Source organism: Formosa undariae (assembly GCF_042427615.1).
Lineage (GTDB): Bacteria > Bacteroidota > Bacteroidia > Flavobacteriales > Flavobacteriaceae > Formosa > Formosa undariae.
Genome location: NZ_JBHMEZ010000011.1, coordinates 11,864 through 25,474 on the forward strand (window position 1 = coordinate 11,864; position 13,611 = coordinate 25,474).

Genomic DNA, 13,611 nt, shown 5'->3' on the forward strand with positions numbered 1-13,611 from the left:
AGTAAATAAAATAAGGATAGGTAAAATGATAACGAGGTCTATTCTTTTAAAAACATAATCTTGAGCGTTAGCCCAATTCATTACCAGTATTTCCCAAATAATAAAAAGAAGCCAACACACTCCTAATATCATTTTTGATGATTTTTTTTTCATGACTTATATTTTATATAATTCTATTTCTATTCTTTTAAAGCAATCATTCGCGTGATGCGTATTTTAATAAAAAAACCTATTACTTCACTACTTGTCTTCATTCTTAATTTCATTGTATGTCTTTAAAAACCGCAATGCCTATTGAAATAACAATGAATGTAAACCAATATAAAGAATAGAGCATTTTATATATTAAAATAGACCTATAAATTGCTTTAATTTAAATTTACACAAAATTTGTATAACTATGATAGGCTTTTGGCTAACCTTTAGTATTTTTATGAAAAATAAAGAAGTTAAAACCATGTCAGTACAACCAAAATTAACTCGATTTAACCAGAATGTATTATCTAAGTATCAGATATACAATAGTATTTTCATGACGTTGCCGTTTGATTCTATTACAAAAACGGGTGTGTTATTACCCCTTTTTCACGAAACTTGCGAAAAAGGATTTCAAAATGGTGATAATCCCTCTATGATTGTAGAATCGTTTTTTGAAAAATATCAAGCGAGACGCTCAGACGAAAGTCAAATAAATTTATTATTCAGATTTATCCAATATATAGAAAGACAAGTTGTTTTATTTGACGCTATTGAAGATGCCGCTTTCCCCGTAGTAAACAATATGGATGGAATTGGAACGCTTCGAAGCTTAAAAGAAACAGCGAATTCAGAAAATAAAACAGAACTTTTAAGACAATATCTTGAAGAGTTTAAAGTACGAATTGTACTTACGGCTCACCCAACACAGTTTTATCCAGGTTCTGTATTAGGAATTATTACCGATTTAACAGCTGCAATTCAAGAAAACGATCTATTATTAATAAACGATTTATTAGCGCAGTTAGGTAAAACGCCATTCTTTAAGCATAAAAAACCATCGCCTTACGATGAAGCTATAAGCTTAATTTGGTACCTAGAGAATGTGTTTTATTATTCTTTTGGGTCTATTTACGATTATATCCAGCAAAATATTTTTGATAATAAAGAAATCGATAACGATATTTTAAACATCGGATTCTGGCCAGGAGGAGACCGTGATGGTAACCCATTTGTAACGCCAGAAATTACGCTTAAAGTGTCTGAACGTTTAAAGCAAGCTATTTTAAAGAGTTACTATACTGATGCACGTAAATTAAAACGTAAATTAACGTTTAAAGGTGTTGAAGAACGTATTTCTTTTATCGAAGAAAAATTATACAAACAGATGATTGATACGTCAGGTGAATCTTTTATCACTTTAGACGAATTAAACTCTGAATTAGAAGCTATTATTGAAACTTTAGCTGAAAAACATCAATCGCTTTATGTGACTGAAGTTAAAAGCTTCATGAATAAAATTAAATTATTCGGATTCCATTTTGCGTCTTTAGATATCAGACAAGATAGTCGTGCGCACGATCAGGTCTTTACAGATATGGTTGAAGCTGTTATCGCTTCTGGAAGTGATATTTTCCCTAAAGATTATAATCAGCTTTCAGAAAAAGAACAAGTTGCTATTTTATCTAAAGTTGAAGGTTCAGTAGATATGTCAATTTTCGAAGGAGAAGATGTATTAAAAACCTTAAACTCTATGGTTGCGATTAAACATATCCAAGATCATAATGGAGAAAAAGCAGCGAATCGTTATATCATTAGTAACAACCAAACGACATTAAACGTTATGCAGTTGTATGCCATGTTAAAGCTTGTGGCTTTCCATGATAAATTAACTGTAGATATCGGACCGTTATTTGAGACCATTACAGATTTAGAGAATGCACATACCGTTATGGAGGAGTTATACACAAATCCTGCTTATAGTGCACATTTAAAAGCTAGAGGAAATAGACAAACCATTATGTTAGGTTTCTCTGATGGGACAAAAGATGGTGGATATTTAATGGCAAACTGGGCTATTTTTAAAGCCAAAGAACGTTTAACCGAAATCTCTAGAAAATACGATGTTACCGTATTATTCTTTGACGGACGTGGAGGACCTCCTGCTCGTGGTGGTGGAAAAACACACCAATTTTATGCCTCTTTAGGACCAACAATTGAAGACAAAGAAGTACAGCTTACAATACAAGGACAAACAATTAGTTCTAATTTCGGGACTTTAGATTCGTCTCAATATAACTTAGAACAATTAATAAGTTCAGGAATCCATAATCGATTAAACGATACAAATGCTGCGATGTCCGCAGATAATACAGTCGTGATGAATGACTTGGCCGAAATTAGTTTTAAAACATACGTAGATTTTAAAAATCATAAGATGTTTGTACCGTATTTAGAGCGTATGAGTACCTTAAAATACTATGCAAAAACAAATATTGGTAGTCGTCCATCTAAACGCGGAAAGTCGGATGCGTTAGTTTTCGAAGACTTAAGAGCCATTCCTTTTGTTGGATCTTGGAGTCAGTTAAAACAAAATGTACCAGGATTCTTCGGTGTGGGAACAGCATTAAAGAAGTATGATGATGCAGGTGAATTTGATAAAGTAAAAGCCCTTTACAATTCGTCAAGTTTCTTTAAAACTTTAATCGAAAACAGTATGATGTCATTATCTAAATCCTTTTTCGATTTAACCAAATACATGTCAGACGATCCTGAATTTGGTGAATTTTGGAACATTATTCACGACGAATACCTTATTACAAAAGAACTATTATTAAAGCTTACAGGATATAACGTATTGATGGAAGACGAGCCAGCAGGTAAGGCGTCTATCGATTTAAGAGAGTCAATGGTATTACCATTGCTAACAATCCAACAATTTGCTTTAAGAAAAATTCAAGAGTTAGAAAAAGCTGAAGTAAGAGACGAAGAACAAATTAAAATTTACGAGAATTTAGTAACACGTTCTTTATTCGGAAACATAAATGCGAGTCGAAATTCGGCTTAAAAGTAAAGATTATGCCTTCTAAAGGTATTCCAAATTAGTAAACAAAAAGGTAGCAATTTTAAATTGTTACCTTTTTTTTATTCCATGGAGTATTTTTTTAAATGGAATTTAATTGGTTTATAATCAAGTGTTTGTTTGTGGATTTAGCGGGGTTAGAAATACCAGCCAATCTCAAAGTAATCCCCTTAAAACAGCTTATTATAGCATATATGGCTATATCTAATATTTAAAATTTCCTTAAAAAATTCAGTTTATTACTTATGCTTGACATTTATAACAACTTAATGTTAAGTTTTGTTAATATAGTGTGTTTTTTTGTTAAAATAGTATATGATTTTTGAGTTTCTTAGGTGAAAAATTTAATAATTTATTTATAATTTAGAGATTCTAAATAGATGTTCTGAAATCACCAAATAAAAATAATAGTTTAAATTCCTTTGTTCTTCAATTGAAGAATGGTGAAAGAATAACTTTTGAAGTCCTTTTCAAAGTTTACCATGATAAGCTTCTACATATAGCAAAAGGATACTTAGGGTCTATTGAAGACGCGGAAGGGGTGGTTCAAAACGTGTTTTTGAAAATTTGGGAACGAAAAGAAAATCTTGATCAAATAGTTAATATTAATAACTATCTCTTCACTATGACTAAAAATGCGTGCTTTGATCAGATAAAGCACAATAAAGTTAAAAATTCATTTTCAGAAAGCTATTATCAGGAAAAAAATGATATTCAATATCATTTTATGATGGATATAGCAGCATCTGCGCTTCTAGAAAAAGAATTAGATATAAGAATCCAAGAGGCTATAAAAGCATTACCTAACAAGTGTAGACATGTTTTTGAAAAAAGCAGATTAGAAGGTATGAAACATTCAGAAATAGCTGAGGTTTTGAATATTTCGAAAAGAACAGTGGATAATCATATATCGAATGCCTTAAAACTTATGAGACTACACTTAAAGGAGTTTTTAACTCTATTTCTATAAATTTTTATTTTTTTTTTTAGGTACGATCTCTTTTTTAATCGTCTATATGGTATAACTCATACTATGGATCGCGATAAAATTCTAAAATATCTTAATAATTTGGCTTCTCAAAAAGAAATTAGAGAAGTCGAAGCTTGGATAAATTCTTCTTCAGAACATATTGAAGAGTTCAATCTTTTAAAAGCAGAACATATTATATCAAGTTTTGAGGAAACTGCAAAAATGGCCGATACCGAGGTTAGTTACAGACAGTTTAAAAATAAGATTAGGAATAATAATTCTTTAATTGAGTTAAGTCCAAATAGAAAGTGGATTGTTCCTCTAAAATACGCTGCAATATTAGTGGTAACCTTCGGCGTATTATACTCATTCTTTATAGGTTCTTTTCATAATGTTCCGACGACATCTATTGCTGAAATAAAAGAAGATGTAATCACTCTTAAATTAGAAAATGGAACATTACAAGTTCTTGAAGAGAATGGCGATGCAAAAGTTACAGATTCTAAAGGGAATATGTTAGTGAGCCAACAAGGAAATAAACTGAAATATAACAGTCAAGTCAAACTTGAGAAACTAACATATAATACACTTACAATTCCTTATGGAAAACGTTTTGATATTATTCTTTCCGATGGTAGTCATGTTGTTTTGAATTCAGGAACATCTCTTAAGTATCCTGTAAAATTTATTAAAGGGAAAAACCGAGAAGTATATTTAACCGGTGAAGCCTTTTTTGAAGTGGCTAAGAACACCGAACAACCATTTATTGTCAATGCAAATGGCTTAAGTATTAAAGTTGTTGGGACTAAGTTTAACGTGTCTGCCTATTCTGAAGAGGCTACAATAAATACAGCGTTAGTAGAAGGAGCAGTAGATCTTTATCAAGAAGATTCTTTTGGTTTCGAAAAGCCAATTAGTTTAACGCCTGGTCATCTAGCTTCATTAAATAAAACAAATAAGAATATCTCGGTTAAAGAAACAGATACTTCTATATATACAGCTTGGATTAATGGTGATATTATTTTTAAACACATTCCTTTCAAACTTATCATAAAGAAATTAGAAAGACGATACAATGTCTTAATTGTAAATAATAATAGTGCGCTTAATGATCAGTTGTTTACGGCTAGTTTCGAAAGTCAGTCACTAGAACAGATTTTAAAGACCTTCAAAGATAATTATGGAATTAATTACACCATCGAAAATGATAAAATTAATATTAATTAACCTCTAAAACAGATATATGAAATAAAACGTATTACCATACTACACCTTGATTTTATTTTTCGAATGAAAAACCGGAAAATGCTAGAACATTTCCCGATTTAAGGTGTGGTCGAATTACCTAACCACTTAAAGAACCACAAAAGTAATGAAAAAAGAAATTATTAAAAGGAAATACATTCCTAATCAATTATGCTATAATTTAAAAATAAAACTTAGTGCCATACTTCTTGTTTTATCCTTATTCCAAATTTATGCAAAGACCCCATCTGGTCCAGATACTAAGATTACTTTAAACTTTGAAAATGTAAATCTTGAAAAGGTTTTAAACCAAATTGAAAAACTTACAGAGTATAAGTTTATTTATAAAGACAACGAGGTTGGTTATAACGAGATAGTAACTATTAAAGTATCAGAAAAACCTTTATCAAAAGTTTTAGAGGATCTTCTTTCTAAAATAAATCTAGGATATAAAATATACGGTAAACAGATTGTTTTGCGAAGTAAACCACTATTACAAACCAATATATCAAAGCAGAGTAACGTTTTAACACCTCAAAGTTTTGAGATAAAAGGAACTGTTAAAGATGAAAAAGGGGTTCCGTTACCAGGAGCAAATATTGCTGAAAAGGGAACTTCTAATGGGACTCTAAGTGATTTTGATGGTAATTTTACGCTTAAGGTGACTAATTTAAATGCCACTCTAGAGTTTTATTATCTAGGGTTTGCAACCCAAAACATTACTTTAAATGGAGAAACCCAAATAAATGTAATTATGGCGGAAAGTGCTTCAGGATTAGAGGAAATTGTACTTGTGGGTTATGGAAAGCAAAAAAAAGTGACTCTTACCGGGGCCATAACCTCTATAAAAACAGAGGATTTGAACGAAATACCAACTAGTAATTTATCAAATGCTCTAGCTGGTCGAGCTCCAGGGGTAAATATAACGAATACTTCAGGTTTATCTGGTGCGTCTTCAAGCATTAGGATTAGAGGTAGTTTTGGAGAACCATTATATGTAATCGATGGTATCGTAAGAGATAAGGAAGCCTTTGATGCTCTTAATGCCAACGAAGTAGATCAATTAAGCTTTTTAAAAGATGCTGCTACAGCTTCTATATATGGTTCACAAGCGGGTAATGGTGTTGTCTTGGTTACCACAAAAAAAGGAGTCAAGCAAAAAGCAGTGTTTAATTTTCAAACCTCTTATGAAACATCACGGACAACTCAGACTCTTCTTTCAGATTTAACAACGTCTACAGATGAATTAATTTATCAAAATCGGGTAGCAGAATTTAATGGGACTACCCCTCCAAATGGACAGGAAGAATTTGATTATTTTGAAGATCGAAGTTATAATGTAAACGATTTTATTTGGCAAAACCCAACAAGTGTAGATTATTCTATGAGTGTGTCTGGGGGAAGTGAAACAGTCACGTACTACGCTTTAGCCAGCTACCGTAGTCAAGAGGGGTCATTTAAAGGTCTCGATTACGATAAGTTTAATCTTCGCTCGAATGTCTCTGCTAAAATCTCTAAAAGAATCACTTTAGATTTAAATATTGGAGCAAGTCAACAAAATCATGATCGATTTTACTGGCCATTTTCTTCGGACGATGATTATGATGTTTCCGATCTTTATCGTACGACTTTTAACTGGCCAAAAACGTATCCTTTTTATACGGATGTTAATGGTACTCCAAGTAATGAAGTTACAGACTATCCCGTTCAAACCCCTATGGGTAGCTGGTTGGCTTGGAGCGTTATCGATCAAATTATTGGAGATAGATATATAAATACGAAGAATAGACAGCTTAATTCTATACTCTCTTTAGATATTGATTTAAGTGATATATTACCAGGATTATCCACTAAAATTGTAGGAAGTTATTTGGCAGAGGATTATATGCGAAAGCATTTTTTAACTTTTCAAGATAACTATGTTTTTAATCAGGCAGATCCTGATGGAAATAGATTTATTCCAGGTGCTCCAGATCCTGATAAAATCAACACGTTTACATTCAGTCAGAATCAAGAGTTTTTAAGTTATGATATAAGTACATCTTGGGAATACCAGGCAGATTGGTTTATAAATTATAAGAATACCTTTGGAAATCACGGTGTTAATGCTATGGTTGTATTTGAACAGGCTGAAAATGGCTTATATGGCGCTTATGCAAAAGCTGAGGATCCAGTGACAACTTATGATCAAGACTTCGTTTATTCTACAGATGCTGAAAGAAGATATGGTCGAGGGTATGAAGAAATAGGTGCTAGACAATCTATAATAGGGAGAGCTAATTATAATTTTAAAGAACGATATATTGCGGAATTTTCATTTAGATACGATGGGAATACTTTATTTCCTGAAAAAGGACGTTGGGGCTTTTTTCCCTCTTTTTCTGGAGCGTGGAGAATTTCAGAAGAGTCTTTTATGACCGACACAAGTTGGATAGACGAACTTAAATTGAGGGTTTCTTACGGTACAACAGGTAACGATTTAGATGTCGATAATAATAGTATATCTCCATTTTCTTTTGCAAGTACGTATCAAAACAATGGAAGTTATATTTTTGGAAATAACTTATATAGTGGTATCGGACCTGGAGCAACGCCTAATCCTAATCTTACCTGGTCCACTTCAACAACATATAATTTAGGTTTTGATTTTGAGTTTATCAATAGAAAACTTTTAGGATCTATTGATGTTTTTAATAAAAAAGAAGTGGATATTTTGGGCTCTAGATTGGTAACCCTTCCAGATAATTATGGTCAATCTTTAGCACCAGAAAATTATGCTGAAAGATCCTGGAAAGGAGGAGAATTATCTATAATGTGGCGAGATTTTTCTGAAAACAGTAACTTTAAATATTCTATTTATGGAAATTTAGGTTATGCAAAAGATCAATGGGACAAAATTGATCAAGATCCCATATTTGAAGCAGGCGGACTTAGAGAATCAGAGTCACAAATCGGACAGTCTATAAATCGAATATTTGGTTTAAAATCTTTAGGTATAGTGCGTTCTCAAGAACAGTTGGATGAATTGCTAGCGGATGGATTTACTCAATTTGGTAGAACTCCTTATTTAGGAGGACTTTATTTTGAAGATATAAGAGGAGATGGTTATTCTTCAACTCCAGATGGTAAAATTGATGAGAATGACTATCAATTACTTTCTAATAAGGCCGCTCCAAGAATAAACTATGGTTTTGGTTTTAATTTAGCTTTAGGGAACTTTACTTTAGATGCCCATTTTCAAGGTGTAAGCGATTACGACCGTATTATAAGCAACGCAGAAGGAGCAGGGATTAGACAATATGGAGGGACTGTACGACCTTATTACCCTATTTGGGCGGATGATGTTTGGACTCCCGAAAATCCCGATGCGCAATACCCAAGAGTTGTTGGGAAAAACTGGAATGAATCAGGAACAGGATCATCTTCCTTTTGGATCTATAACGGATCCTACTTAAGACTTAAAAATCTAAATTTGGGGTATACCTTACCACAAAATCTTCTTAATAATATTGGTGTTTCTAGTGTGAAGATTTTTCTAAATGGAACCAATTTATTTGCTATTTCAGATATGACTGAATTCCACGATCCGGAACAGAAAAATTACGATTCTTATCCCGTTATGAAATCTTATTCCATTGGTATGAACTTTAAATTTTAATAGAACGAAATGAAAAAACTAATAAATATATTTTTACTTTTTATTTTATTGGCGAGTTGTTCAGAGGTACTCGACATAGAAGACATAAATAACTACAGCCCTGAAGCTGTTTGGAACGACGAAAATTTAGCTAATGCTTACATGGTAAATCTATATCCTATGTTTGGTAATTGGGATACAGGAGCAGATAGATTAAGTGGGCAATTAGCAGGAATAGAGTGGTATAAAGATAGAGTGACCATCTCAAACACAAGTTTTAAAAGTTGGGATTATTCTAATATTCGCCTCTTGAATCAGGCGATAATTGATGTTGAGAATGGAACCCTTTCGCAGTCGGTAAAAGATAATATTGCAGGACAGGCGCTCTTTATGAGAGCATATTCTTATTTCAATATGGTTACTTATCATGGAGGTGTGCCATATATCAAGGAGCCACAAGATAGATATGAAGATGATTTATATGTAGCTAGAAATTCGACTAAGGAATGTTTCGATTATATTGAAGAAGACCTCAATAAAGCTATGGAACTGCTTCCTGACCATATTTTATCAACATCGTCAGATTACGGAAAAATAGATGCAAACTTTGTACTGGCTTTTAAAGCAAAAGTACTTCTATATATGGCTTCTCCTCAGTTTAATCCTTCTAACCCTTGGGATAATGTGTATTGGGAGAAGGCTAACGCTGCAAATAAAGCGGCATATGAATCGCTACTTGGTCAAGGTTACGGACTTGTAGAAGATTATTCTAATATCGCACTGGAGGAACGAAATAATGAGGTTATATTTTCTGTTATAAATTCTTATCCAAATAAAATTGCTTCATGGGATAATGGGGTGCGCCCGGGTTCTGAAAGTAGAGGAACAGCAAATGCGTGTCCAACATGGGAATTTGTAAAAGAATTTCCTATGAAAGACGGGAGACTTTATAATGATCCGCTTAGTAACTACAATATGTCCGATGAAGATTTTCTTCAAAATTACTGGGAAAATAGAGATCCTAGATTTGAGAAATCTATAGTTTGGAATGGGAAAATTTATGAAGTTTCAGGGAAAATAGGTAAAAGACAATATACATCTTTAGGAATAGCGCATGAATTAGATGACTTTGGAATCAATCCTAATGCAAACACTAATTCGACTAATTTAGATCGTTATACCGGATTCTTTATTTTAAAGAACAGCTTACTTAATTTAACTCAATCTGAAGTAGAACAATACGATTTAGATTATGTTGTAATGCGTTTTGCGGAGGTAATGTTTAATTATGCTGAAACAGCAAATGAAACAGGAGATTCTGCTATGGCATTGAAAATTCTTAGAGAAATTAGGGAAAGAGCAGGTATAGAACCTGGTATTAATGAAAACTATGGAATTGATGCGATTAGTAGAGAAGATGTTAGAGAAGCTATATTAGCTGAAAAGAATATCGAGTTTTGTTTTGAAGGACACCGTTTTTGGGACTTAAGAAGACTTAGAAAACTAGATAGGCTTGATGGAACTATAAAAGAAGGGGTTGAAGCTATTGCTATTGAATCAGATATGAATGAAATGGAGATCGGAACGGCACAAGATTTAGCAGATACATATGACTTGAAGGAAACAAATTTTCAATATAGTATATTACAAGTTCCGCGTTCAGGTGTACAGGAAAGTTCTCTACCTGAGAGCTATTATTTCTTTCCTATTCAACAACAAGTATTAAACAGAAATGAAAAATTAGAACAGAATATTGGATGGGGTGGAGCGTTTGATCCAACACTTCCTTAATTGTTTGTGAGAAACAGTTAAAATTAATATATCAAAACAGAAAAGCCTCAAAATTTTAATTTTGAGGCTTTTTATATTTATGCAACTTTCTGAAGTAAATCGAAACATGGGCATTTGCCACAACGTTTCTTTTCAGATTTCAAATACTTATCACAACATTTTGTTTTGCATTTATCGGCGATTTTAAAACCTGCATCTAACAAAACGGATTTTGCTTTTTTAAGCTCTTTCTTCTTTAACTTAAGTTCTTTTTTCTTGCCCAAAACAAATGTTACTAATGGTTTAGGCTTCAAAAATAATTATTTTTACTTAATCTAAATAAGATTAAGTGTTAAAATTTACTCAGGACTCATGGTAGAGGCTGTGCTTACGGTAAGTTGATTAATATCTCTATCAAATAAATATAATCCACCTTTATCGTCGCCAATTAAATTAATCTTATCCAAGATTGTTCTTGCCATAGCTTCTTCTTCAATTTGCTCAGAAACATACCACTGTAAGAAATTGTGAGTCGCGTAATCTTTTTGCTCTAAAGAAATATGAACAAGTTCGTTGATGCTTTCACTAACAAAAATTTCATGTTCAAATAACATTTCAAACATTTCTTTAAACGATTTAAATGAAACATCAGGAGCTTTTAATTCCGAGATAAATGCGTGTCCACCTCGCTCGTTTATAAATTTAATCAGTTTTAGCATGTGTTCGCGCTCTTCATCAGATTGCTTATACATAAAGTTAGCAATCCCTTCTAATCCTTTTACTTCGGCCCAACAAGCCATAGCTAAATATATCTGAGAAGATTCAGCTTCAATCCTAATTTGATTATTTAATACTTCTTCTATTTTTTTTGATAACATATTTTTTGATTTTTAGTAAAGTTATAGATAATTCAATTCAATTTTAAATTAAAATTCTTAAGATTTTGCTTTTTTAGGCATTCTAAATAACGAAATTTGTTTGGTGTAAAACGTAATGCGAATACCAAAAAGTAAAATTATTCCACCTATAACCATCTGTAGCGTAATGGTTTCGTTAAGAAAAATCCAAGCTAAAATAGATGCTAAAATCGCTTGTCCTAATAAACTTACAGAAACTCGCGTTGCCCTCATGTATTTTGTAGCGTAGCTTATAAGTAACCAAGCGAGAAGCTGACATACCAAACCTTGTATCACTAAAACACCCCAACCTGTATTCGAAAATCCAGAAAATGGTTCGCCCATCGCAAAACTTAATACGCCTAAAGCTATCGCCGAAGAGACTACACTTACAGTCATAAAAGTTAAAACATCGGTTTCTTCTAAAACAAATTTACTGGTTAACATATAGACGGCATACAACATGCCAGAGAGAATGGCAAAAAAGAAAGCAAGATCGAAATCTAATTTTATAAAAAACTGAACGCCCACTAATGTTATCATTCCTATAATCGCAATGACAGTACCAATCCAGAAATTACGTAACGGTTTGTCTTTTAAAAACAGAAAGGCGCCTATTCCTACCCAAACAGGAGACAAGTTTGTTAAAAGTGTTGCTTGTGTTGCCGAAGATTCCTGAATAGCAATATTCCACACACCAACGTCTAAGCCAAAAACTACTCCACACACCGATGCTAATACTAGCATTTTTTTAGAAGGAATCTTAAGTTTGTTCGTAATTAATACATAGGGTAAAATAATAACCGAAGCGAAAAGCATGCGGTAAAATGCCGAGATTAATCCCGGAGTTAAACTTAGGCGAACCAATACGGGGAAGATAGAAATACAAATAATACCTATAACGAGTGCAATTCTAGGTTTTGTCATATCATTAAAAAATTAAGGGGCGGCAAAAGTACGCAATAACTTGATTATAAATATTCTAAATGGGATAAAATATGATAGCTCTTTGCTTATTTAAAATACAAGAGGATTACTCTGTTTAATCTAGATTTCGAAGTAAATATTTAGATTGTAATGAGGCTATTAATAAGGTCGTACACAAGTAAAATCACATTATCAAACTGATTAAAAATAAAGTTCCTGAGCCACTCTATACGTATTCGAATGTGCCTCTATAATCTTTTTAATTTCGGGAGTGTAACCTCCTCCCATACTGCACATAACTGGAATAGTAAGTGTTTTACAGGTTTCTAAAACAAACCGATCTCTGGCTTTGCAACCTGCTATGGAAAGTCCTAGTTTACCTAACTTATCTGAAGCGATAACGTCTACGCCACATTGGTAAAATATAAAATCTGGTTGGTGTTCCGTAATTAATTTGGGTAAGGTGTTTTTTAGAAGGTCTAAATAGGTTTCGTCGTTTGTATTATCATCTAATTCAATATCTAGATCACTCTGTTCTTTTTCAAACGGATAATTGTTTTTTCCATGCATAGAAAAGGTAAATACACGCGGTTCGTTTTGAAATATTTCGGCTGTTCCGTTACCTTGATGCACGTCTAAATCTATTATAAGAATACGTTTTGCTATATTTTTATTCAACAAATGCATGGCTGCAATGGCTTGGTCGTTTAGCATACAAAACCCTTCACCGTGAGAAGAGTAGGCATGATGTGTGCCTCCAGCAATATTCATGGCAATACCGTATTGTAAAGCATATTCTGTAGCCTTTAATGTGCCAGAAACGATACATATTTCTCGTGCTATTAAGCGTTCACTTAATAAAAAACCAATTTTAAGTGCCGCCTGATGGCTCAATGTTATGTTTAATAAGTCGTAAAAATATTCAGCATCATGAACAGCTAAGATGTGCTTATGGTTTTCTAGACGTTCTGGTTCGAAGAAATTTTCTTCTGTAGACGTTCCTTCGTAGATTAATTGCAATTTCAAAAGCTCATATTTTTCCATAGGAAACCGATGTCCTTTTGGAAGCGGATGATTATATATGGGATGATAAGCGATTTTTAGCATA

General features: G+C 32.7%; 9 protein-coding genes. 5 read left to right on the top strand and 4 right to left on the bottom strand.

Annotated elements, in window-relative coordinates; genetic code table 11:
• Positions 1-457: 457 nt before the first annotated feature.
• From ACFFVB_RS08735 to ACFFVB_RS08755, 5 genes are all read left to right on the top strand, one after another.
• Complete coding sequence (locus ACFFVB_RS08735) at positions 458-3,043, top strand: phosphoenolpyruvate carboxylase (RefSeq protein ID WP_382382777.1); 2,586 nt, start codon at positions 458-460, stop codon at positions 3,041-3,043.
• 400 nt (positions 3,044-3,443) lie between these two features.
• Positions 3,444-4,028 (top strand): RNA polymerase sigma-70 factor, encoded by a 585-nt coding sequence (locus ACFFVB_RS08740; RefSeq protein ID WP_382382778.1) that lies wholly within the window; start codon positions 3,444-3,446, stop codon positions 4,026-4,028.
• Between the two features lie 63 nt (positions 4,029-4,091).
• Positions 4,092-5,255 (top strand): FecR family protein, encoded by a 1,164-nt coding sequence (locus tag ACFFVB_RS08745; RefSeq protein WP_382382341.1) that lies wholly within the window; start codon positions 4,092-4,094, stop codon positions 5,253-5,255.
• Positions 5,256-5,400: 145 nt separating this feature from the next.
• Positions 5,401-8,931 (top strand): SusC/RagA family TonB-linked outer membrane protein, encoded by a 3,531-nt coding sequence (locus ACFFVB_RS08750; protein WP_382382342.1) that lies wholly within the window; start codon positions 5,401-5,403, stop codon positions 8,929-8,931.
• 9 nt (positions 8,932-8,940) lie between these two features.
• On the top strand, positions 8,941-10,701 hold the full coding sequence (locus ACFFVB_RS08755) for a RagB/SusD family nutrient uptake outer membrane protein (protein ID WP_382382343.1): 1,761 nt from the start codon (positions 8,941-8,943) through the stop codon (positions 10,699-10,701).
• Between the two features lie 77 nt (positions 10,702-10,778).
• On the opposite strand, the gene ACFFVB_RS08760 is transcribed toward ACFFVB_RS08755, so the two are convergent.
• The 4 genes from ACFFVB_RS08760 to ACFFVB_RS08775 form a co-directional block, all read right to left on the bottom strand.
• Positions 10,779-10,994, bottom strand: a complete 216-nt coding sequence (locus ACFFVB_RS08760; protein ID WP_382382344.1) for a hypothetical protein — start codon at positions 10,992-10,994, stop codon at positions 10,779-10,781.
• A gap of 45 nt (positions 10,995-11,039) precedes the next feature.
• A complete protein-coding gene (locus ACFFVB_RS08765; RefSeq protein ID WP_382382345.1) occupies positions 11,040-11,558 on the bottom strand; it encodes a ferritin in 519 nt (172 codons plus the stop codon).
• A gap of 57 nt (positions 11,559-11,615) precedes the next feature.
• Positions 11,616-12,503: a DMT family transporter gene (locus ACFFVB_RS08770; protein ID WP_382382346.1), complete on the bottom strand. Its 888-nt coding sequence runs from the start codon at positions 12,501-12,503 to the stop codon at positions 11,616-11,618.
• Positions 12,504-12,704: 201 nt separating this feature from the next.
• Positions 12,705-13,610: a histone deacetylase family protein gene (locus ACFFVB_RS08775; protein ID WP_382382347.1), complete on the bottom strand. Its 906-nt coding sequence runs from the start codon at positions 13,608-13,610 to the stop codon at positions 12,705-12,707.
• Between the last annotated feature and the right edge of the window lies 1 nt (position 13,611).

What these genes read in the sequence shown, in the direction of transcription:
- ACFFVB_RS08735 (WP_382382777.1), top strand. Translation starts at nt 458, where the DNA reads ATGTCAGTACAACCAAAATTAACTCGATTTAACCAGAATGTATTATCT.
- ACFFVB_RS08770 (WP_382382346.1), bottom strand. Translation starts at nt 12,503, where the DNA reads ATGACAAAACCTAGAATTGCACTCGTTATAGGTATTATTTGTATTTCT.
- ACFFVB_RS08750 (WP_382382342.1), top strand. Translation starts at nt 5,401, where the DNA reads ATGAAAAAAGAAATTATTAAAAGGAAATACATTCCTAATCAATTATGC.
- ACFFVB_RS08745 (WP_382382341.1), top strand. Translation starts at nt 4,092, where the DNA reads ATGGATCGCGATAAAATTCTAAAATATCTTAATAATTTGGCTTCTCAA.
- ACFFVB_RS08765 (WP_382382345.1), bottom strand. Translation starts at nt 11,558, where the DNA reads ATGTTATCAAAAAAAATAGAAGAAGTATTAAATAATCAAATTAGGATT.
- ACFFVB_RS08755 (WP_382382343.1), top strand. Translation starts at nt 8,941, where the DNA reads ATGAAAAAACTAATAAATATATTTTTACTTTTTATTTTATTGGCGAGT.
- ACFFVB_RS08775 (WP_382382347.1), bottom strand. Translation starts at nt 13,610, where the DNA reads ATGCTAAAAATCGCTTATCATCCCATATATAATCATCCGCTTCCAAAA.